Origin of the sequence: Bifidobacterium mongoliense DSM 21395, from assembly GCF_000741285.1 — a bacterium.
Lineage (GTDB): Bacteria > Actinomycetota > Actinomycetes > Actinomycetales > Bifidobacteriaceae > Bifidobacterium > Bifidobacterium mongoliense.
The window spans coordinates 106,104-128,915 of record NZ_JGZE01000011.1 but is presented as its reverse complement, the minus strand read 5'-3'; the positions used below and the strand labels follow the sequence as shown (position 1 = coordinate 128,915).

Genomic DNA, 22,812 nt, shown 5'->3' with positions numbered 1-22,812 from the left:
ATGCGGCGGCGCCGTTCGGGTACTACACTGGGGAAGCGTCAGTGTCCGAGGTTCATGGAGGAACATATGCCGAATCGTGCAGAACGCAGAGCGCAGTCGAAACGCAGCAGCACCGTGGGGCCGCCACGCTATGACACCTCCCGCCGCAGCAACGTCGGCCTCAGCGATGAGCGTGCGTTGCAGGAGCGTTCGCGTCGCCTTGCCGAGCACCGCTCCGCCACATGGACTCCGGTATCCTCGACGCAGGAGGAACGCATGGAGGAGGCCTCGACCCCTGTGGCCAGAGCAGGTTCATCGCTGCGTGGCGTCATGCGGATCATCAGCTGGACCCTCATCGTGCTCTCGATGATCGCCTTCCTCACCGTCATGTGGCTGTCGAGCCATCCGGCGTGGCTCATCATCCTCGTCTCCGCCGTATTCGTGATCGGTGTGCTCTCGCTCTTCCTTACCGCCGAGGATGCACGCTTCAACACCCACGTCGACGAGCACGGCACCGCACTCTGAGCAGACGCGAACAGTAAACTGGTAACCATGCGATCGCCGCGTTTCGGGGCGGCAGGGAAGAGGGATCATGAAGGTTGACATACTTACACGCGAATATCCTCCGCATATCTATGGGGGAGCAGGGGTCCATGTGGATCAGTTGGCCAAAGTGCTGGCGGAACGCATCGATGTGACGGTGCGCGCCTTCGACGGGCCACGCACCCCGGATGAGGTTCCCGCGATCGCCTCGACGCACCCCAAGGGCTCGCTGGCGGTGTCCGGGTATGACGTGCCCCACGAACTCGCCGACGCCAATCCCGCGTTGAGTACCTTCGGTGTGGACTTGCAGATGGCCAATGACGTGGACGCCGATCTCGTGCACGCCCACACCTGGTACACCTGCCTGGCCGGACGCCTGGCCCAACAGCTGCACGGCGTTCCGCTGGTCATCACCGCGCACAGCCTCGAACCGTTCCGACCGTGGAAACGCGAGCAACTCGGCGGCGGCTACGAACTGAGTTCGTGGGCCGAGCGGGATGCCTATGAGCATGCCGATCGGGTCATCGCCGTCTCGGCGGGCATGCGCCAGGACATCCTCACCGCCTACCCTGCCCTCGACCCCGATCGTGTGAGTGTCGTGCACAACGGCATCACGCTCGCCGATTTCGAGGAACCCGCCGAGGACGACGATGGTTGGAAGGTCTTCGACCGCTATCATATCGACCGTACCAAGCCCACGTTGCTGTTCGTCGGGCGCATCACCCAGCAGAAGGGACTGCCTTTCCTGCTCAAGGCCCTGCATTTGGTCGATGCGGGCATCCAGGTCGTGCTATGCGCCGGCGCACCGGACACCCCCAGGATCGGTGAGGAGGTCAAGCGGGCCTTCGCCGAACTCGACGAGGAACGCGGCAACGTGATCTGGATCGAACGCATGCTGCCGAAGAACGAGCTCAACGCCCTGGAACACGGCTGCGACGCCTTCATCTGCCCGAGCATCTACGAACCGTTGGGAATCGTGAACCTCGAGGCGATGGCCTGCGGACTTCCGGTCATCGCCAGCGCCACGGGCGGCATCCCCGAAGTCGTCGACGACGGCACCACGGGTGTGCTGGTGCCGCTCGACCAGTTGCACGACGGCACCGGAACCCCGACCAAACCCGAGGAGTTCGTCCACGATATGGCCAAGGCCATCAATCGTGTGATGGCCGACCCGGAGCGGGCCAAGGCCATGGGACGGGCCGGGTACGCCCGGGCCCGCGACCTGTTCAGTTGGGAACGCATCGCCGACCAGACCATCGACGTCTACCGTTCGGTCCTGTAGCGGCAGGATGACACGACGGCCCATCACCGATGGGCGCAATAGCGGGACCGGTGTGATTCGGTCCCCGGAGAACGAAGGGAATACCATGGCGCGACGGGGTGTTTTGCGACCCGGCGAGAAGGTGCAGTTCACGGATCGACGGGGCAAACGCATCACCGACCAGCTGCGCGAGGGCGGAGTCAGCCAGACCGAGCACGGACTCATCGTCCACGACGACGTCATCGGCTCCACCGAAGGCACGGTCGTCACCACGGTGCGTGCCCTGCATCGGCAGGATACCGATATGTCCGCTGCGGCGGCGACGGACGACCCATCGCCAACCGATCCGGGAACGCGCGAGAGGCCATGGAAAGCGACACGGGCGATCGGCGGCTGGCAGTATTGCGTCATGCGCCCCCGGCTGGCCGACTACGTACTGTCCATGCCTCGCGGGGCCCAGATCATGTATCCGAAGGACATCGCCCAGGTCATCCAGCTCGGTGACATTCGCCGCGGCATGCACGTGGTGGAATCCGGCGCCGGATCGGGCGCGATGAGTCTCAATCTGCTCGATGCCATCGGTCCGGAGGGACGTCTGACCAGCATCGAGCTGCGCGGGGAGTTCGCCAGGGTCGCCGAGGCGAACGCCACCCTGTATTTCGGCGTCCGTCCCTCGTGGTGGGACCTGCGCACCGGTGACTTCGACGGCGTGGCCGCGGACCTGCCGCCGCACGACGCCGACCGGATCGTGCTGGATATGCTCGACCCGTGGAACCGACTCGAAGCCGCGCACCGGGTCATCAGGCCGGGCGGCGTGCTCATCGCCTATGTGACGACCACCACGCAGATGGTCCGCCTGACCGACCGGCTGCGCGAGGACGGCCGGTGGACCGAACCGGAGATCGGCGAAACCCTCGAGCGCGCGTGGAAGGCCGAGGGCCTCGCCGTCAGGCCGGACCACCAGATGATCGGCCACACCGGTTTCCTCGTGGTCTCCCGCGCGATGGCTGAGGGAACCGTCGCGCTCAAACGCCACGAACGCGCCACCAAAGACGTGCACAGCGACATCGACGCGCTGACGCCCGAGGAACGCGCGGCCCGGCTGGCGGAGCTCGAACTGAGGGACATTTCGGACCGCAAGCTGCGCAAGGTCCTGCGCGACCTGGATGTGCAGACCGCCTTGCTGCACGATGCCACGGATCATGATGACCAGGCCGTACGTGATTCGAGTTCTCATGCTGCGACATCCAACGATGAGACGTCCACCGATGTCACATCCACCAAGGCGCCATCCAACGATGCGGAACACCATGCCTAGCGACGCATCACCGAACCGGAAAACGGCCGCCGCATGGATGGTGACGTGCGTGCCGTCGCCCTGGGGGCCTCCCGTCGCGCGGATGCGACGGGTGACCTGCGGGACGGCGAAATCGGCGACACCGGGAAGGCGAGGATGACGCCATGGCGATAGATCTGAAGGACGTGGCCGCACGGGCGCGGCGATATGGGCACCTGGTGCTGATGATGCGCCACGCGAAGACGGAATCCTCTCACGCCGGAGGGGACGCCAAGCGTGAACTGACCGACAAGGGCCTCAAGCAGGCCAAGGCGATCGCACGGGCCTTGGCGGGCATGGATCTTGTGCCCGACCGCATCGCCTGCTCAAGCGCCAGGCGTGCCGAGCACACCCTGGAACGCATGCTCCGTACCTTCGGCGACGCCCCGCACGTCGACTACCGGCGCAACCTGTACGATCAGGGGCTCTCCTCGGTGTTCGACGAACTCTCGACGACCAAACCGAAGGTCCATTCCCTCATGATCATCGGCCATGAACCCACGATATCGATGGCCTGCCAATGGATCGCCGATCCCGAGGAGCCCGCGTTCGATGAACTCAACCTGGGGTTGTCTCCTGCCTCGGTGGTGATACTGGGTGCGGATGAGCCCATCGCCGCCTGGCGCGAACACGGGGCGCACATCGTCGCCGTGCTCAAACCCAAACACCTGCCCTGACACCCGACCCGCGGTGAGACAATTCCGAGTTGAGACGATCCGACCGTGCATCGGCCGCGGCGCCACAGGGCACGCACCGATACACCACGCACTCCGGCACGACCATCCCGACCATGTATAACGGCAGGTTATAACGACACCCAGCCTGAACTGATGCCTCGAAACAAGCAAAAGTTGCTACGCTGAATCCCACCACATCACCATGGTTGGAGGACGCATGCCGACACTTACTTCCGTTTCAGGATTTCCCCGAATCGGTGAACACCGCGAGCTCAAACGGGCCATCGAGGGCTATTGGAAGGGCTCCCTGGGACTCGATGAGATGCGATCCACGGCCCGGTCCCTGCGCGAACGCCATTGGCGGCTTCAGGCCGACGCCGGCATCGACCTGATTCCGAGCAATGATTTCAGCCTGTACGATCAGGTGCTCGACACGGCCATGCTGCTGGGCGCCGTTCCGAGACGCTTCGACCGCCTTGCCTTCGACCACGGGGAGGACCTCGCCTTCGCCATGGGCCGAGGCTATCAGGGGCCGCGTGGCGACGTCGAGGCGCTGCCGATGAAGAAGTGGTTCACCACGAACTACCACTATCTCGTCCCGGAGATCGGGGAGGACACCCAGATCGCCCTGTCCGGAACCAAGCCCTTCGATGAATACCGAGAGGCCGAGGCGATCGGCGTGCACACCAAACCGGTGCTCGTCGGCCCCTACACCTTCCTCAAGCTCGCCCGGGACCCCCAGGTGCGGGAACTCGAACTCGACCGTGGCATCATCAATGCCATCGCCACGGCCTACGCCGAAATCGTGCGGACCTTCGCGGATCTGGGGGCGAGCTGGCTGCAATTCGACGAACCGGCGCTCGTCTTCGACAAAACACTCGAGGACACCTCGCTGTTCAAGAGCCTGTACGCCAAGATCCTGTTCGCCCGGACTAACGGGGTGCGCATCGAACTCAACACCTACTTCGGTCATATCGCGGACATCTACGACACCGTGAGACTCATGGGATTCGACGGCATCGGCCTGGACCTGTGCGAGGGACGCGACGCCAACCTCGCCGCGCTGCGACGTCACGGCGTACCGCAGGACACCACCATCTTCGCCGGGGTGGTGAGCGGCCGCAACATCTGGCGCAACGACTATGCCGACACGCTCGCCCTGCTGGACGACCTCGCATCGATCAGCGACCGCGTGGTCGTGTCGAGCGCCTGCTCGTTCCTGCACGTGCCGTACAGCACCGCGGGGGAGCGGGAACTGCCGGCGAAGGTCCTGGATCATTTCGCGTTCGCGGTGGAGAAGCTCGGTGAACTCACCCAACTCGCCTCTCTGGCCGGACTGCCTGTGAGCGAACGGGACGGGGACGACAGGTATCAAGGCAATCGCGCCCTGTTCGACGGCACCCGCGTCACCGCCGATCGTGGGGTCTCTCGCCGTATCGATGCCCTCACCGACGACGACTTCGTGCGCACCCCGCGGCGCGATGAACGCCGGATACGCCAGCATGCGGCGCTCGGGCTGCCCGTACTGCCCACGACGACCATCGGGTCCTTCCCCCAGACCAAGGCCGTGCGCGCCGAACGCGCCGACCTGCGGGCCGGACGGATCACACGTGAGGCCTACGACGCCTCCATACGCCGACGCATCGATGAGGTCGTGGCCCACCAGGAACGCATCGGACTCGATGTCCTGGTCCACGGCGAGTTCGAGCGCAACGATATGGTCGAGTATTTCGGCCAACACCTCAACGGCTTCCTCTTCACCTCCCAGGCCTGGGTCCAGTCCTACGGCACCCGCTGCGTCAAGCCGCCCATCATCTGGGGTGACGTGTCACGGCGCGAGCCCATCACCGTGAGATGGAGCACCTACGCGCAGAGCCGCACCACCCGGCCGGTCAAGGGCATGCTCACCGGCCCGGTGACCATACTCAACTGGTCGTGGCCCCGCGAGGATGTGCCCCGTTCCCGGCAGGCCACCCAATTGGCGCTCGCCATCCGCGACGAGGTCCTTGACCTCGAACGGGCGGGTATCCGCATCATCCAGATCGACGAGGCCGCCCTTCGCGAAAAGCTGCCGCTGCGACGATCGGACTGGCACACCGGATACCTTGATTGGGCGATACCGGCCTTCCGGCTCGTACATTCCGGTGTGGGCCCTACCACCCAGATCCACACCCACATGTGCTATTCGGAATTCAACGACATCATCGCGGATATCGACGCCATGGATGCCGATGTCATCTCCTTCGAGGCCTCACGTGGCGATCTGGTCGTGCTCGACGCACTGCGTGAAAGCCGGTTCCGCACCGAAGTGGGCCCGGGCGTCTACGACATCCACTCGCCCCGCATTCCCACGGAACGGGAGATCGAGGATCGCCTCGACCGGATCGTCGCCACCCTGGACCCCGACCGGGTGTGGGTCAACCCCGATTGCGGGCTCAAAACGCGGGCCGAGGCCGAGACCTGGCCGAGCCTCGAGCATATGGTCGAGGCCGCGGCCGCCGTGCGCACACGCCTGGGACGCCACTGATGCACAGGCCCGCATTCTCCCTGGAGGTGTTCCCTCCACGACGCCACGCCCCGATCGGCACGATCTACGACACGCTCGACGGCCTCGAGGACGTCGATCCGGACTTCATCTCGGTGACCTACGGCACCGGCAGAAGCGCCGACCGCACCGCGACGCTGCGTATCGCCCGCACCATCCACGACGAATACCGCATACCGGTGGTCGCCCATCTCACGGCGCAGTATCTCGATCGGAACCAGGCCGATGAGACGCTCGATGCGTTCGAGGCGGCTGGTGTACATGCCGTGTTGGCGCTGCGCGGGGACCGCGACCCCGATCGCCCTCCGACGGACGTCTTCGCCCATGCGAGCGATCTGACGGCGTACATCGCCGACACCCACCCGGACATGACCATTTACGGGGCCTGCTATCCCGAATGCCACCCGCAATCGAAGAACCGCAAGGATGACATCGGGGCCCTGAAGCTCAAAGTGGATGCGGGCGCCAAGCGCCTCATCTCGCAGTTGTTCTACGATGACGACGATTTTCTCTCATTTCTTGAAATCGCCCGCGCCTCGGGCATCGCCGTCCCCATTGAGGCGGGCATCATGTCCGTCACCGATGCCGCGCAGGTCGGGCGGATGGTCCGCCTCTGCTCATCGCGCGTGCCACGGTCGCTGTCGAGGATTCTGGAACGGTGGGGCGACGATCCGTCGGCGCTGCGGGAGGCGGGCATCATCTACGCCTCCCAGCAGATCACGGATCTCGTGGCTCAGGGCGTCGACGGCATCCACCTGTACACCATGAACCGACCGGCGATCACCCGCCGCATCTGGGCCAACACCAGGGGACTGTTCGCCACGGGCACGAACGCCATCGACTGAACCGATGCCGACGACGACGGACGCCAAGCCGGATGCGCGCACTAAGCCGTCACCGGTTCCGATTCCCCATCCGCGATGCCGATGCGCTCCCCATCGGCGCGACGCCGACTGATGAGCGCGCTGCGGCGGGCGGACACATCACGCCTCATGCGTCGAGCGAGATCGTCCTGCATGTCGCCTCCCTCGGCGACGCCGGCGATTTCGGCGATGATCTGTTCATAACTGGTCTGCGCGGTACGGTGCACGCCGTTGATCCGTCCGTGTCGCAGGACGACAATACGGTCCGACACGGCGAAGACATCGGGCAGATCATGGCACACCATGATCACCGACCGACCTTGGGAACGCAGTTTTTTGATGTAAGTCAGCACCTCCGCGGTCTGGATCACGGACAGCGAGGCCGTCGGCTCGTCCAACAGGACCAGGGCGGGATCATGCAGGAGTGTGCGCGCCAACGCAACCGTCTGCCTCTGGCCGATGGACAGCGCCGCGATGGGCTGCCCGGTGCCGATCGTGGTGGCGAAGGCGCCAAGCACCTCCCGCGCACGGGCGATCATCGTGGTGTCGTCCCGTATGCCGGGCGCCTGCCGGATCTCCTTGCCCAGGAAGATATTGGCGGCCACGCTGAGGTTCTCGCAGAACTCCTGCCCTTGGAACACCGAGGCGATGCCCATCTCATCGGCGTCACGTACGCTCGACAGTTTCACCGTGCTGCCTCTGAATGTCATGACGCCGGATGTGGGCTGCTGCAACCCGCCAAGAATCTTGACGAGCGTCGACTTGCCCGCCCCGTTGTCACCGACCAGGGAGACCACCTCGCCGGGCTCGATGACGAGATCCACCGACTTGAGCGCATCGACGAACCCGAAGCGCATCGAGATGCCGCGCAACTCCAGCAACGGCGTCTTCTCCCGCATATTCATCGCGTATCCTCCAGGCCTGTCATGGCATCATCGTCCACGACCTGCATCCTTATGACGTGTATCAGCATATTCCAAAGCCGCTATCGCCGCGCCCACGGCCGGACCCGTCATCGGGTACCGGGCCGCGAAGACCTGGATCGGCGTGAGGGCGTTGGGGAACAGCAGGCGTTGCAACGCCTGCTGGAACGGCTCGGTGAAGATCTCGCCGCTCATGGACAGCGCACCGGACACCACCACGATCTCGGGGTCTATGGCGATGCACAGATCAGCCGCAACGGTGCCGATTCTGACCGCCGCGTCGGCGATGACCCGTCGGCACCCGGGGTCGCCATCACAGGCCGACGACACCAGATCGTCGAGGTTCATATCGCCGTGGGTCACCGACAGAAGGGATACCAACCGTTGCTCGTCGACGACCGTGTTGAGGCACCCCCGGTTGCCGCAGCTGCAGATGCTACCCAGGGGATCGACCTGTACGTGCCCGATCTCGCCGGCCAGGCCGGTCACGCCGCGCAGGAGGTGTCCACCGACCATGATGCCGGCCCCCACACCATCGCTCGTTCCAATGCACAGAAAATCCGAAGTCTCCTGTGCGGCGCCGATGGCGCCTTCGCATACCGCCGCGAGGTTCGAGTCGTTGTCGACGATCACGGGAACATGGAAGGCGGTCTCGAACGGGTGCCTGATATCCACGCCGTCCCATCCCGGCAGGATACCCGGCACCGCGATGGTCTGGGTACGGTGGTCCACGGGGGCGCAGACCGCCAGGCCGACGCCCTTGACCTCGTCCGCCGAAGCACCCATGGTACTGAGTGTCTCGTTGACCAGCACCAGCGCCCGTTCCATGGTCGTGTCCGTCTTGTGATTACGGGCCAAGGGCAGTACGTGCTCGGCGAGCACCGCGTTGTCGTAGTCGACGATCTGCAGACGCAGTTCGCGACGCGCGATCGAAATCCCGACGCCCAGGCCCTCCCTGCGGGCCAACGCGGCCAGTGTGGCCCTACGGCCGTTGCGAATGGTGTTCTGGGTGACGAGTTTGCCCTCATCGACGAGCTGGCGTACCAATGTGGACACCGTGGCGGGGGAGAGCCCGGTCGATTCCGCGATTTCGATCTGCGTCATGGCGCCGGAGCGGTGGATGCATTCGAGCAGCATCCCGCGGTTCGCCTGCCGAAGCGCGGTCTGTGAACCGAACAGTTTTCCCATGCCCCTCAGCATAACCCGATGAACGCACTGGGACCGGCGTGCCGTGAGGTTGCCGGCGATTGTATTCACCATGCAAACACATAATGACCGTATTCGCATATTTGGATTTGACTTGTGAACGCAATACCGTACTATAGTGCCTGTGCTTCGGTTACGAAGCGCCGCCGGACACGGAAGCCCGGCAATCCCTCGATGAAGAAGGAGAATCAGATGCAGTGGAAGAAGACAGTCGCAGCCCTCGCGGGGGTGGCCCTGACCATAGGCCTGGGCGCCTGCGGCGGATCCAGGGGCGGCAGCTCCGCGCAAGGCGGCGGCACCACGATCCAGAAGGGAGACACCATAGGCGTGTCGATGCCCACGAAGTCAGAGGAACGCTGGAACAAGGACGGCGCCAACCTGAAGAAGAAGCTCGAGTCGGCCGGATACAAGGTCGTGCTCTCCTTCGCCGACGACAAGCCGGCGCAGCAGAACGCCGACATTGAGAACATGGTCAACAAGAACGCGAAGATCGTGGTGGTCGCCGCCAAGGACGGCACCGCCGTGGGACCCGCCGTCGAGAAGGCCCGCGACGCCGGTGCCAAGGTCATCGCCTACGATCGCCTGATCATGAACACCAAGGCCGTGGATTACTACGCCACGTTCCAGCTCGAACAGACCGGCGTGCTGGAGGCCAATTACATCATCGACAAACTCGGACTGAAGAAGGGGGCCAAAGGCCCGTTCAACATCGAGCTGTTCACCGGTTCCCCCGATGACAATAACGCCAAGTACTTCTTCAAGGGCGCCTGGGATCTGCTCAAGCCCTACTTCGAGTCCGGGGTGCTGGTCTCCCCGTCCAACCACGGCGGTGGAGTCAAGAAGGACTTCGGCGTGAAGGACTGGCAGCGCATCTCCGTGCAGGGATGGAAGGCCGAGCAGGCCCAAAAGGACATGGAGTCGATCCTCGATTCGACCTACGCGCACGGTGAGCGCCTGCACGCCGTCCTCAGCCCCTACGACGGCATCAGTCAGGGCGTCATCAACGCCATCCAGTCCAAGCGACCCGACATGGTTCCCGGATCGGACACCTGGCCGCTGATCACCGGACAGGACGCCATGGAGCTCGCGGTGTCGAACATCGCCAAGGACATGCAGGGCGAGACGGTGTTCAAGGACGTGAACAAGCTGGCCGACGCCGTCTACGAGATGATCATCGAGATCGCCCAGGGCAAGAAGGTCTCCGGCATCAACGGCAAGTTCAACAACGATCAGATCGACGTGCCCTCGAAACTGCTGGACCCGCAAAACATCACCAAGGACAACCTCGACGACCTCGTGAAGGCGGATTACATCACGCAGGAACGTTTCGACCAACTCACCAAGGGCAACGACTAGGTCGCCGCCTTGCGCCGGATGCGGAGCCGCCACGGCGAGCCCCGCATCCGGCGACCACACGGGAAGTGATGATATGTCAGAACACGACACCATACTCACGATGGATCACATCACCAAGACCTTCGGACCGGTCAAGGCGCTCACCGACGTCAACCTGTCGGTGCAGCGCGGGGAGATCCATGCGATCTGCGGGGAGAACGGAGCGGGCAAGTCCACCCTCATGAACGTGCTCTCCGGCGTCTACCCCTACGGCAGCTATCAGGGCGACATCCGCTTCGACGGCAAGGAATGCCGGTACCGGACGATCAACGACTCCGAGGCCGACGGGATCGTCATCATCCACCAGGAGCTCGCGCTCAGTCCGTTCCTCTCCATCGCCGAGAACATCTTCATCGGCAACGAGCGGGCGAAGGGCGGCGTGGTGGATTGGGACCGCACGCGTTCCGAGGCCAACGCGCTGCTCGAACGCGTGGGCCTGCACGAGGATTCCTCCACGGCGATCATGGACATCGGCGTCGGCAAGCAGCAGCTGGTCGAGATCGCCAAGGCCCTGTCGAAGAACGTGCGCCTGCTCATCCTCGACGAGCCCACGGCGGCCCTGAACGACGAGGATTCGGCCCACCTGCTCAATCTCGTGCGCCAGCTGCGCGACGAGCAGGGCGTGACCTCCATCCTCATCACGCACAAGCTCAACGAGGTCGCGGCCGTCGCCGACAACGTGACCATCATCCGCGACGGATCGACGGTGGGGGAGATGTTCGTCACCCCCGAGACCCCGATGGACCAGAACGAGCTGATCCGCAAGATGGTCGGCCGGTCCCTGACGAATCTCTATCCGACGCACCGGACGAATACCGGCGGCGCCGAGTTCCTGAGGATCAAGGACTGGACGGTCCACCACCCGCTCGACAACGAGCGCATCGTCGTCGACCACGCCAACATTACCGTGCATGCGGGCGAGATCGTGGGACTTGCGGGTCTCATGGGCGCCGGGCGCACGGAGCTGGCGATGAGCGTGTTCGGCCATTCCTACGGTTCGAACATCTCCGGCGAGGTGTTCGTCAAGGGCAAGGCCATGGATCTGCACGACGTCCGGTCGGCGATCAACGCCGGCCTCGCCTACGCCACGGAGGATCGCAAGATCTACGGCCTCAACCTCCTGCAGAACATCAGGGAGAACGCCTCGATGGCCTCGCTGGGCCATCTGAGCAGGCACGGCGTCATGGACGACAACCTCGAGCGCAAGCAGGTGGAGGAGTACCGCAGGAATTTCAACATCAAGGCGCCGGACATCGACGTCAACGTCGGCAAACTGTCGGGCGGCAACCAGCAGAAGGTGGTCCTCGCGAAATGGGTGATCTCGGATCCCGACATCCTCATCCTCGACGAGCCGACACGTGGCATCGACGTGGGCGCGAAGTACGAGATCTATGAGATCATCGATCGGCTCGCCGATCAGGGCAAGGCGATCCTCGTGATATCCTCCGAACTTCCCGAGCTCATCGGCATCTGCGACCGCATCTACACGGTCAGCCAGGGCGTCGTCACCGACAATGTAGAGCAGCAAGGGTTCACCCAGGAGTACCTGATGAAGGGTATGACCAAGGAAAAGGAAGTGGCAGCATGAACAGCTCGACCGCAACGGCTTCGGCCAAGAAGGGCGCCAAGGAGGCCGGCCTGTTGGCCACCGTGGCCAACAACGCGAGGCAGTACGGCATCGTGGCCGCGCTGCTCGTCATCGTCATCGTCTTCGAGATACTGACCAAGGGGGTGCTGCTCAAGCCGAACAGCTTCGTCTCGCTCATCCAGCAGAACGCCTACGTCATCATCCTGGCGATCGGCATGGTGATGGTCATCATCGCCACGCATATCGATCTCTCCGTCGGCTCGCTGGTGGCGTTCATCGGCGGCGTATGCGCCCTGCTGATGGAACGGCAGGGCATGAACTGGATGCTGGCCATCGGCCTGTCGCTGGTCGTCGGCCTCCTCGTCGGCGTCTGGCAGGGCTTCTGGGTCGCCTATGTGGGCATCCCGGGCTTCATCACCACCCTGGCGGGCATGCTCATCTTCCGCGGTCTGGCCACCGTCATCGTCGGCGAATCGGTGCCGATCACCTCCAACGACTTCCGCGGCATCGCCAGGAACTACCTGCCGAACATCCTCGGCTTCTGGGGACCGTTCGACGCGTTGACTCTGGTGGTGGGCGTGCTGTGCATCGCCGGATACGCGTGGAGCCAGCTGTCCAAGCGCAAGCGGGTCGAAAAAGTCGGGCTTGTGGCGGAGCCGATGAACCTCACGATCCTCAAGATCGTCATCATCTCCGTGGTCATCGCCTTTGTCACCTACCTGCTGGCCTCATCCGGCAACGAGGATCAGGGCGGCATTCCGATCATGCTCGTCATCGTGGCCCTCCTGGTCGTGGCCTACAACTTCATCCTTACGAACACCGTGTTCGGTCGTCACGTCTACGCCGTGGGAGGCAACCGCAAGGCCGCCATCCTCTCGGGCATCAACACCAAGCGCGTCGACTTCACCCTGTTCGTGCACATGGGGCTGCTGTCCGCCATCGCCGCCATCTGCATGCTCTCGCGACTCGCCTCGGCGACCGCCCAGGCCGGCATGGAGTTCGAGATGGACGCCATCGCCTCCTGCTTCATCGGCGGCACCGCAGTCACCGGCGGCATCGGCACCATCCCCGGCGCCGTCGTCGGTGCGTTCGTGATGGGCATCATCAACCAGGGACTCTCCATCATGGGCGTGGACACCGCCGTGGTCAAGACCATCAAGGGCCTGGTGCTCCTGCTGGCCGTCGCGGTGGACATCATGTCCAAGCGCAAGAAGAGCTGACCCACACACCAATCACGGCCGATGCCGCGCCCCCGGGCCCGGCATCGGCCCATCCGCATCATTACCCCTGCACAGGAGGTCGCACACCATGAACATGGAACTCTCCACACGGGTCCGGGCCCGACTCTACGCGGTCACCGCGGTGGCCTGCGTCGTATGGCTCGTCCAATCGACCATGCAGTCGAACGCCGACGGATCGCTCTGGCACTGGACGACGATCGTCTTCTCGCTCAGCCTGCTCATCGTCATCGGATACACGGCGTATCGCGCCGTGAGCGACTGGAACCACGACGATGCCGCCGACCGGCCCGACCGGCAGGTCGGACAGGCCCCGGATCAGGACGGCAACGACACGGCCCCCGCGCACCAGCCCGGCATCCGCCCCTGACCGGCATCGTGTATCGTGGTCTCATGGCCTCCCCGAACTTCGCACTCACGATGCACGACATCATTCACGCGGGCCTCGAGGATATGGACGACACCGTTGCCGCCATGGACTCCCTGGTCGACTCGGGTTTGGACGCGGTACGGATCCACCCCCTGCTCAACGCCTTGTCGCACGCCTGCGACCCGAACACGGCCCTGCATACGCTCGTGACGCTCGTTGGTGCCTGGCACCGGGACGGCGACGACCTGATGCCGGCACTGTCCGACGGCAGAGCCATGAACCGTCTCATCGCGGTGCTGGGCGGATCCGAAGCCATGGGCACCCTCATGCGCAGCAGACCCGATCTGGTGACCGCCGCGACGTTCGACCCCCTGGCCACCGGCGCCTATGACCGGGGAGCAAGGCGCCGCTGCATGCTCGCGGCCATCGGCGCGAATCCGGACGACCCCATGCCGCGATCCACCCAGCCATTGGCACAGGCGACCTCGTCGCTGCGCCGCTGCTACTACACCCAGCTCGCCGCCATCATGGCCGAGGACCTCACCCACGCCGACCCGATGGGCGCGCAGCCGGAGATCAGCGGCAAGCTCTCCGACCTCGCCGACTGCGCACTCGAGGGGGCGCTCGCCATCGCCCGGCATGAGGTCGAGTACGACGATGGCTGCCGGTTCACCGTCATCGCGATGGGCAAGCTGGGGGCCCGGGAGCTCAATTACGTCTCCGACGTGGACCTTATCTACGTGGTGGAACCGGCCAACCCCGAGGACGAGAACGAACTCGGCCGACTGACACGCGTGGGCACCGTCCTGGCCACGACCATGCAACGCGTCTGCCAATCGGCGATCGCGGGCGTGGGGGAGCCCACCCTGTGGCAGATCGACGGGGGCTTGAGACCCGAAGGCAAGGACGGCCCCCTGGTGCGACGCCTCGACGCCCACCGGGAATACTACGACCGTTGGGCCCAGAACTGGGAGTTCCAGGCATTGCTCAAGGCCCGCCCGGCGGCCGGCGACGCCGAGATCGGCGCCACATACATGACCATGACCAGGCCGTTGGTGTGGTCGGCCTCGCATCGCGAGAATTTTGTCAACGACTGCCAGCAGATGCGCCGTCGGGTCGAGGACCTCATCCCCGCGCCCCTGCGCGACAGGGAGGTCAAGCTGGGCAAAGGCGGACTGCGCGACGTCGAGTTCACCGTGCAGATGCTGCAGCTGGTTCACGGCAGGACCGATACGAACCTGCGCTGCAGCGATACGCTCACCGGACTGCGCGTGCTGTCCCAGGGCGGATACATCTCCCGCAACCAGGCGGCCCGACTGGCCCTCGACTACCGGTTCGAACGCGTCATCGAACACCGCCAGCAGATGTGGGGGCTCAAACGCACGCATCTGTTCCCCGACATCGCCGCTCACGATCAGGATTCTCCGTCGCGCGGCCGGGAGCGCACGGCCCTCGAACTTGGCCGGAACCCCGAACTGCGACGTCTGGCCAGGGCCTTCGACATGCGGCCCGACCAGCTGGTCGCCCGGTTCCACGACGTGCTCAACGAGGTGCGTCGCCTGCACATGGACATCTACTACCGTCCCATGCTGCCCATCAACGCCCAGTTGGACGACGATCAGGTCCAACTCAGCGAGTCGGCCATGCGCGACCGGTTCGCCGCCATCGGATTCGCCGACCCCGATGCGGCCATCCGCCACGTCAGGGCGTTGAGCGTCGGCGTGTCGCGAGCGTCGAGGATCAACCGGATCCTGCTGCCCTCCGTCCTGCAATGGCTGGGCCATGGGCAGAATCCCGACATGGGTCTGCTGCACTGGCGACGGCTCGAGGAACGATTCGGCGAAGGCAGCCCCTATCTCGGTCTGCTGCGCGATTCCCCGATGGCCGCACGCCGGTTGTGCCACGTCCTGTCGAATTCACGCTACCTGGGGGACGCCCTGACCAAATCGGTGGAATCGGTGGGCTGGCTCAGCGACGACGCCATGCTCCGGGCACGAAGCCGGCACAGCCTCGACGTGCAGTGCCGGGCGACGAATGCACGGTACGCCGAGGACCTCACCGGGTTCGCGACATCGCTGCGGGCCATGCGGCGGCGGGAGATCGAACGCATCGGCCTGGCCTGGGCCAACCGGACAATGGATGACGACACCTGCCTGCATGCCATGACCGACGTCTACGACGCGCTCATTGACAGCGCGCTCGCATGGTCCATCCGCGCATCATGCCGGGCGCATGGAGCAACCGACGCCCATGCGACACTGGCGGTGCTGGCTCTGGGCCGGTACGGGGGAGCGGAGGTGAACTTCAGCTCCGACGCCGACGCCATCGTCATCTACCGACGGGCGGACGGCGTCGATGAGGAACACGCCAACCGCTTCGCCCAAAGCGTCGTCGACCAGCTGCGGGCCGTCCTGCAAGGCCCTTCCACCCTCGAACCACGTCTCGAATTGGATCTCGATCTGCGGCCGGAGGGCCGCAACGGGCCGTTGGTGCGCTCCTATGCCTCCTGCGAGGAGTATTACGCCCACTGGGCCAGCACCTGGGAGCACCAGGCCCTGCTGCGGGCGCGACACGCCGCGGGCGACGGCGTTCTGGCCACCGACTTCCTGGAGCGCATCGCCGATCCGTTGCGCTATCCCGACACCCCTCCCGGCGATGTCGAGATCGGCGAGATACGCAGGCTCAAGGCCCGTATGGAGGCGGAACGACTGCCGAGAGGCGTGCGGCGCGAGCGCCATCTGAAGCTGGGCAGGGGAGGGCTGTCGGACGTCGAATGGGCCGTGCAGTCCCTGCAATTGTGCCATGCCGGTCGACACCCCGAATTGCGGGTCACCTCGACGCTGCCGGCCTTGGCGCAACTCGAATCCCTCGACCTGGTCGACCACGCCGACGCGGACGTCCTGCGCCGGGCATGGCGGATGTGCACGGCAGCCCGCAACGGCAACTACCTGTGGAGCGGCAGGCCGTCGACGGCCGACATCATCCCCGACGACCTGGAGTCGCTCGGCGGCGTGGCCGTCTATCTGGGGTATCCGGCGCACCGTGGCCAGTATTTCGACAATGACCTGCTGGCGGTGATGCGGCAGTGCCGCGAGGTGGTCGAACGGCTGTTCTACGGCGATGCGGGGCGCACATGGTCGCGGCCAAGGGTATGATTGGCGAGGTCACGTCAGGTGGCCGCCTTATTCGTGTGCAGAGAAAGGTGAGCCGTTGCCCGTTGTACATCCCTCCCCATCAGGATCCCCGTTATCCGATCTTATCGGTTCCAGCGTCGTCACGCTGGATGACGTATCGACCGGTCAGATCCTTGAATTGCTCCATCAGGCGCAATACATCGATGCGCACCGTTCCACAGTGGCCCACATCTGCGATGGCAGGGTGCTGGCCACTTTGTTTTATGAGCCCAGCACCAGGACCCGGCTGAGCTTCGAGACCGCCATGCTGCGATTGGGCGGGCAGGTGATCGGTTTCGCCGGCGCGCAGCTCTCCTCGGTGAGCAAGGGCGAATCGATCTCGGACACCCTCAAGACCGTCTCGAACTACGTCGACGTCGTCGCCATCCGCCATCCCAAGGAGGGCGCCGCGCTGGTCGCCTCCCGCGCCGCCACCGTACCGGTCATCAACGCCGGGGACGGCGGGCACATGCACCCCACCCAGACCCTCGCCGACCTGGCGACCCTGGAATCCCGATTCGGCAGGATCACGGACCTGACCATCGGTCTGTGCGGTGACCTGACCTTCGGCCGTACGGTGCATTCGCTCATCGAGACGCTGTGCCGATTCGGCCATGTGCGCTTCGTGCTCATCAGTCCCCCGGAACTGCGCACGCCGCGGTATGTGCTCGACCGCATCGACGCCAACCCGACCTGCTCCTACACCGAAGTCGACGATCTGACCGCCGCGATCGGCGACCTCGACGTGCTGTACATGACACGCGTGCAGAAGGAACGGTTCTTCAACGAGGACGATTACCTGCGGCTACGCGATACCTACATCCTCGACGAGGACAAGCTGCGGCTGTCCAAACCCCACATGGCCGTCATGCACCCGCTGCCCCGCGTCAACGAGATCGCGGCGGAGGTCGACCGTGATCCCCGGGCCGCCTATTTCGAACAGGTCAAGAACGGCATGCTCATGCGCATGGCCCTGGAAAGCGCCGTGGTGGGCGATGCCCTGCCCGGCTACGAACCCCTCGAAGCGAAGGAGGTGCGCGTCTGATGGAAGTGACGAGCATCAACAACGGCATCATCATCGACCACGTCCCGGCTGGCCAGTCGCTCAAGGTCCTGGAGTATCTGCGGATCGATCCGACGGACACCCGTCTGGCGTTGATCATGAACACCACGAGCGACCGGTTCGGCTCCAAGGACATCATCAAGATCGAGACGCGGCACCCCGTGAACGTCGACGTGCTCGGCTTCGTCGCCGGACAGGCCACCATCGACGTGGTGCGCGGCGGGCGCATCGTGGACAAGATCACCCCCACGCTGCCCGAGCACATCGTGAACGTCATTACCTGCGGGAACCCGCGATGCGTGACGACCAGCGAACCCGGACTGGACCAGATGTTCCACCTCGCCCGACGGGACCCGCCCGAGTTCAGGTGCGACTACTGCGACGAGAAGGCGAAGATCTGAGATGCCCACCCTTCATGGCGTGCGGCTCTGGGACGAGGACCGGACCATCGACCTGCGCATACCCGACGCCGACGGACCCTGCCTGCACGACGAGGACGCCCTGACCGATGGGGACATCGACGCCGAAGGCTACATCCTCGCACCCGGCCTGGCCGATCCCCACGTCCATTTCCGCGACCCCGGGCAGACGCGCAAGGAATCGATGATCTCCGGGGCACGAGCGGCGGCTTCCGGCGGATACACTCAGGCGCTCGTCATGCCCAACACCCTGCCGGCACTCGACGGGGCCCCCGCGCGCCGCGGCGAAACCGGTGCCGACGAGGTGCTCGACGCCGGGGCTCGCGACGCCATCGACTATCTGCAACACTACGAGACCATCCACGGGCTCGACCTGCCCGTCCACTACGATCTGAGCGTCTGCGCCTCGGCCGACCGGGCGGGGGAACGCCCCTCGGATCCTCGCGACTGGAGCCGGTACCTGGTGGGCGGCGAGGCCGAGCACCAAGGCTCGCGACATCCCGTGACGGCCATGAGCGACGACGGCTCGGCCGTCAGCGACACCGTGCTCGACGCGGCGCTCGCCCATGCCAGAGGCGCCCATCTGAGGTTGCTCGAGCACTGCGAGCACCATGAGGCCGGCGTGATGAACGAGGGGAGCGTCAACCGGAAACTCGGGTTGCCCGGCATCCCCGCCTCCACCGAACTGACCATCGTCGAACGGGACATCGATGCGGCGCGCCGCACGGGCACGCCCATCCACTTCCAACACGTGAGCACCGCCAAGGCCTTCGACGCGGTGCGCGGGGCGAAGCGCGAGGGACTGCCCATCACCTGCGAGACCGCACCGCACTACCTCGCCTTGTGCGACGAGGATGTGGCGCGCTACGGCACGTTGGCGAAGATGAACCCGCCGCTGCGTTCCCGCGGCGATCGCGAGGCCACGCTGAGGGCCATCGCCGACGGCACCGTGGACATGCTCGCCACCGACCACGCCCCCCACACGACCCTCGAGAAGCAGGGGACCTTCCTCGAGGCCCCCAACGGCATCATCGGGTTGGAGACCGCGTATGCGGTCTGCAACAGCGTCCTGGTCGACGGGGGGATCATCGACGAGCGCCGACTCATCGAACTCATGGCGGTCGCACCGACGCGATTCATGGGGCACGCCCCCACGGACGTCCACGCCCTCGCGGCGCAGGCGCACGGGCCGTCGCGCGTCGTGGACCTTGGCGGCCTGAGTGACCTCAGCGTCGACGCACGGAATCCGCAGGGCGCCAACCTGGTCGTGCTCTGCCCCGGGCAGCGATGGACGATCGATCCGGAACGCTTCCATTCCATGGCCCGCAACACACCCTTCGGCGGATGGCATGTGAGCGGACTGCCGGTCGCCACGATCATGGATTCCCGACTGGTCTTCAGCCGCATTCCCCGAACCCGCCGCCAAGGAGCCTGATATGGACCGTCTCATCGACGCGATCGAACGCATGCACAACCCCAGCGTGGTCGGACTGGACCCGACGCCGCAGCTCGTCCCCGAACCGGTCATCGCCTCGTTGCATGACGAGGTGGCCGACACCGTCGAGGACGAACGGGAGATCGACGCCGTGCAACTGGCCATGGCCTACGTCGTCTTCAACCAGGTGCTCATCGATGCCGTCTGCGATATCGTACCCGCGGTGAAACCACAGATCGCGATGTACGAGGCATTGGGACCGGCCGGCGTGGACGCCTACGCCATGACCTGCGACTACGCGCACGAACGGGGCCTGTATGTGGTCGGGGATGTGAAGCGCGGCGACATCGGCTCGACCGCCGCGGCGTACGCCCATCATCTCAGCGGCGTCCCCGCCCTGCCGGGGACGCGTCAGGACACGGCATCCGTTCCGAACCGCTACGATCCCTGGCGGGAGGACGCCATCACCGTCAACCCATATTTGGGCGTCGATGGCATCGCGCCATTCGTCGAAGCCGCCGACGCCTGCGACAAGGACCTCTTCGTCCTCGTGCACACCTCGAATCCCTCGAGCGTGGACCTGCAGGAGCTTGAACTGGGTTCCGGCGGCCGGCTATACGAACACGTCGCCGGCCTCGTCGAGACATGGGGCCGCGGCACGGAAGGGGCGTACGGATACAGCCGCGTGGGCGGGGTGTTCGGGGCGACCTTCGGAGCCGACGCCGCCGCGCTGCGACGGTCCATGCCGCACACGATGCTGCTCGTTCCCGGATACGGGGCGCAAGGCGGCACCACCGACGACGTGGCGGGCATGTTCGACGCCGAAGGCCGCGGTGCGGTCATCAGTTCGTCACGCGGCATCATCGGCGCCTGGCGATCCGCACCCGAACGACAAGCCTCGATGGGACAGGACGACGCCCTGGAGCTCGTGGCCCATTCGGCGCGACGGGCCGCCATCGACATGCGTGACGCACTGGACCAGGCCTCGTCGCGCTAGTCGAGGATCGGCGGCGGTCCGATCGATCGTCCTTCCGCCCCGCCCACCACGCTGAACCCCACTGCATGACGACCACCATTACCACCTGAACACCATCGTCATGAACACCATCGTTATGGCCGCCACCGTCATGACCACAACCCAAGGAGCATCATCACCCCATGACCAACCAAGAACCGTTGGACGAACGTTTCACCTCATTCCTGCTGCATGCCCAAGCGCTGCGCTTCGGGGATTTCACCCTCAAATCCGGCAGGCGTTCGCCCTACTTCATCAACGCGGGCGCGTTCGACGACGGCATCACGATCAGCACGCTGGGCGCCTTCTACGCCGAGAAGATCGTGGACGCCATCCGGGCCGGCATCCTGCCGCGCGACATCGACACCGTGTTCGGACCGGCCTACAAGGGCATACCGATCGCGGTCTCGACGACGATCGCGTTGACCTCGCTGCACAGCGTCGGGGTGGGCTACACCTTCGACCGCAAGGAGGTCAAGGACCACGGTGATGGCGGCATCCTCGTGGGGACGCCGTTGAAGGACGGCATGAAGGTCCTGCTCGTCGACGACGTCATGACGGCGGGCACCGCCGTGCGGGAGGTCGTGCCCAAGATCCGCGCCTGCGCCGACGTGGAGATCGTCGGGCTGGTGCTCGCGGTGGATCGGATGGAACGGTCCGGTGAGGGCGACGTCTCCGCCGTCGACGCGATCGCGCACGAATTCGGTTTCCCCGTCCTGGCCATCGCCACCATGCGCGAGATCCTGGCCGCGGCGGCGCATATGACCGACGCCCGCGGCGACACGCTCATCGACCACGACACCCACGAGCGAGCCGCACGCTACCTCGACGAATACGGCGCGTCCCGGAACTAGCGGATGAGCTCGTAGCCGTGCGAGGCGACCACAGTGGCGAGCTTGTCGAGATAGGCCTGCGCCGCACGGGTCAACCGGGCGCGCTCGTTGGTGAGCCATCCCACCAGCATGGTCTCGTCGCTGTCGAGCGGCACGGTGACGATACGCTCATTGTTGAGGTCGCCGTTGTCGATGCCCGTGCACACCGTGTAGCCGTTGAGGCCGATGATGAAGTTGAGGATCGTCGCCCGATCCGTGACGTTGATCCGCTTGGGCGGGTTGTCGGGCCAGACGGCCTCCTCGGCGAAATAGAAACTGCCCTCCTCGCCCTGCTCGTACTGGATGAAGGGATACGGGCGCAGATCCTCCATGGTCACCTTGGCCCGTGAGGCGAGGGGGTTGTCGCGTGAGATGAAGACGTGCAGCGGGGCGCGGAACAGCGGATGGAACTCGAGATGCTTCTCGCGCAGCAGTTTGCCGATGACGTCCCGGTTGAAGTCGGACAGGTAGATGATGCCGACGTCGGCGAGCATCGAGGACACCTGGTTGATGATGTCCCTGGTGCGCGTCTCCCTGATGGTGAATTCATACTCGTCGGCATGCGCGTCGTCGATCATCTCGACGAAGGCTTCCACGGCGAACATGTAGTGCTGCGTCGACACGCTGCACAACTGCTTGCGGGGCGTGGCGTTCCGGTACCGTTCCTCGAGCAGCGCCGCCTGGTCGAGGACCTGGCGTGCGTAGGTGAGGAATTCGGCGCCGTCGACGGTGAGGGTGATGCCCTGCGACGAACGGGTGAAGATCTCGATGCTGAGCTCGTTCTCCAGTTCCTTGACGGCGGAGCTCAACGCGGGCTGGGAGACGTACAGTTCGTGCGACGCCTCGTTCATGGAGCCGCACTCCACGATCTTGACAATGTATTTCAGCTGCAGCAGGGTCATATCGTCATG

19 protein-coding genes are annotated in these 22,812 nt (G+C 65.0%); 16 read left to right on the top strand and 3 right to left on the bottom strand.

Going from position 1 to position 22,812, the window contains the following annotated elements; all coding sequences use genetic code 11:
* Nucleotides 1-66 precede the first annotated feature (66 nt).
* The 6 genes from BMON_RS05445 to metF all read left to right on the top strand — a co-directional run bounded on the left by BMON_RS05445 (nucleotide 67) and on the right by metF (nucleotide 7,186).
* Nucleotides 67-504 (top strand): hypothetical protein, encoded by a 438-nt coding sequence (locus tag BMON_RS05445; RefSeq protein WP_033512161.1) that lies wholly within the window; start codon nucleotides 67-69, stop codon nucleotides 502-504.
* Nucleotides 505-571: 67 nt separating this feature from the next.
* Nucleotides 572-1,804 (top strand): glycogen synthase, encoded by a 1,233-nt coding sequence (gene glgA, locus BMON_RS05440; RefSeq protein WP_033512159.1) that lies wholly within the window; start codon nucleotides 572-574, stop codon nucleotides 1,802-1,804.
* Nucleotides 1,805-1,889: 85 nt separating this feature from the next.
* Complete coding sequence (locus tag BMON_RS05435; RefSeq protein WP_051917918.1) at nucleotides 1,890-3,101, top strand: tRNA (adenine-N1)-methyltransferase; 1,212 nt, start codon at nucleotides 1,890-1,892, stop codon at nucleotides 3,099-3,101.
* A 143-nt stretch (nucleotides 3,102-3,244) separates the two neighbouring features.
* Complete coding sequence (locus BMON_RS05430; RefSeq protein ID WP_033512158.1) at nucleotides 3,245-3,796, top strand: SixA phosphatase family protein; 552 nt, start codon at nucleotides 3,245-3,247, stop codon at nucleotides 3,794-3,796.
* A 217-nt stretch (nucleotides 3,797-4,013) separates the two neighbouring features.
* Nucleotides 4,014-6,323: a 5-methyltetrahydropteroyltriglutamate--homocysteine S-methyltransferase gene (gene metE, locus BMON_RS05425; RefSeq protein ID WP_033512157.1), complete on the top strand. Its 2,310-nt coding sequence runs from the start codon at nucleotides 4,014-4,016 to the stop codon at nucleotides 6,321-6,323.
* Nucleotides 6,323-7,186 carry a methylenetetrahydrofolate reductase [NAD(P)H] gene (metF, locus tag BMON_RS05420; protein WP_033512155.1) on the top strand — a complete coding sequence of 288 codons (864 nt, stop codon included), beginning with the start codon at nucleotides 6,323-6,325 and terminating at the stop codon, nucleotides 7,184-7,186. The genes metE and metF overlap by 1 nt, the downstream gene beginning before the upstream one ends.
* 41 nt (nucleotides 7,187-7,227) lie before the next feature.
* On the opposite strand, the gene BMON_RS05415 is transcribed toward metF, so the two are convergent.
* Nucleotides 7,228-8,103 carry an ATP-binding cassette domain-containing protein gene (locus BMON_RS05415; RefSeq protein ID WP_051917924.1) on the bottom strand — a complete coding sequence of 292 codons (876 nt, stop codon included), beginning with the start codon at nucleotides 8,101-8,103 and terminating at the stop codon, nucleotides 7,228-7,230.
* Nucleotides 8,104-8,136: 33 nt separating this feature from the next.
* Nucleotides 8,137-9,315 (bottom strand): ROK family transcriptional regulator, encoded by a 1,179-nt coding sequence (locus BMON_RS05410; protein WP_033512287.1) that lies wholly within the window; start codon nucleotides 9,313-9,315, stop codon nucleotides 8,137-8,139.
* 210 nt (nucleotides 9,316-9,525) lie between these two features.
* Here BMON_RS05410 and BMON_RS05405 point away from each other — a divergent pair, with 210 nt between their 5' ends.
* From BMON_RS05405 to pyrE, 10 genes are all read left to right on the top strand, one after another.
* Nucleotides 9,526-10,689, top strand: coding sequence for a substrate-binding domain-containing protein (locus BMON_RS05405; RefSeq protein ID WP_033512286.1), 1,164 nt, complete (start codon nucleotides 9,526-9,528; stop codon nucleotides 10,687-10,689).
* A 73-nt stretch (nucleotides 10,690-10,762) separates the two neighbouring features.
* Entirely contained in the window at nucleotides 10,763-12,316 is a 1,554-nt protein-coding gene (locus BMON_RS05400; protein ID WP_033512153.1) for a sugar ABC transporter ATP-binding protein, read from the top strand.
* Complete coding sequence (gene mmsB / locus BMON_RS05395; RefSeq protein WP_033512151.1) at nucleotides 12,313-13,536, top strand: multiple monosaccharide ABC transporter permease; 1,224 nt, start codon at nucleotides 12,313-12,315, stop codon at nucleotides 13,534-13,536. The genes BMON_RS05400 and mmsB overlap by 4 nt, the downstream gene beginning before the upstream one ends.
* An 88-nt stretch (nucleotides 13,537-13,624) precedes the next feature.
* A complete protein-coding gene (locus BMON_RS10395; RefSeq protein WP_237745347.1) occupies nucleotides 13,625-13,924 on the top strand; it encodes a hypothetical protein in 300 nt (99 codons plus the stop codon).
* Between the two features lie 23 nt (nucleotides 13,925-13,947).
* Nucleotides 13,948-17,079 carry a bifunctional [glutamine synthetase] adenylyltransferase/[glutamine synthetase]-adenylyl-L-tyrosine phosphorylase gene (locus BMON_RS05385; protein WP_033512150.1) on the top strand — a complete coding sequence of 1,044 codons (3,132 nt, stop codon included), beginning with the start codon at nucleotides 13,948-13,950 and terminating at the stop codon, nucleotides 17,077-17,079.
* Between the two features lie 55 nt (nucleotides 17,080-17,134).
* Nucleotides 17,135-18,142 carry an aspartate carbamoyltransferase gene (pyrB, locus tag BMON_RS05380; RefSeq protein ID WP_033512149.1) on the top strand — a complete coding sequence of 336 codons (1,008 nt, stop codon included), beginning with the start codon at nucleotides 17,135-17,137 and terminating at the stop codon, nucleotides 18,140-18,142.
* Nucleotides 18,142-18,561, top strand: a complete 420-nt coding sequence (locus BMON_RS05375; RefSeq protein WP_033512147.1) for an aspartate carbamoyltransferase regulatory subunit — start codon at nucleotides 18,142-18,144, stop codon at nucleotides 18,559-18,561. The genes pyrB and BMON_RS05375 overlap by 1 nt, the downstream gene beginning before the upstream one ends.
* 1 nt (nucleotide 18,562) lies before the next feature.
* Nucleotides 18,563-20,014: a dihydroorotase gene (locus BMON_RS05370; protein WP_033512146.1), complete on the top strand. Its 1,452-nt coding sequence runs from the start codon at nucleotides 18,563-18,565 to the stop codon at nucleotides 20,012-20,014.
* Nucleotide 20,015: 1 nt separating this feature from the next.
* Nucleotides 20,016-21,011 (top strand): orotidine-5'-phosphate decarboxylase, encoded by a 996-nt coding sequence (gene pyrF, locus BMON_RS05365; RefSeq protein WP_033512145.1) that lies wholly within the window; start codon nucleotides 20,016-20,018, stop codon nucleotides 21,009-21,011.
* 161 nt (nucleotides 21,012-21,172) lie between these two features.
* A complete protein-coding gene (gene pyrE, locus BMON_RS05360) occupies nucleotides 21,173-21,883 on the top strand; it encodes an orotate phosphoribosyltransferase (protein ID WP_033512143.1) in 711 nt (236 codons plus the stop codon).
* On the opposite strand, the gene BMON_RS05355 is transcribed toward pyrE, so the two are convergent.
* Complete coding sequence (locus BMON_RS05355) at nucleotides 21,880-22,803, bottom strand: LysR family transcriptional regulator (protein ID WP_033512142.1); 924 nt, start codon at nucleotides 22,801-22,803, stop codon at nucleotides 21,880-21,882. The genes pyrE and BMON_RS05355 overlap by 4 nt on opposite strands.
* Nucleotides 22,804-22,812 lie beyond the last annotated feature (9 nt).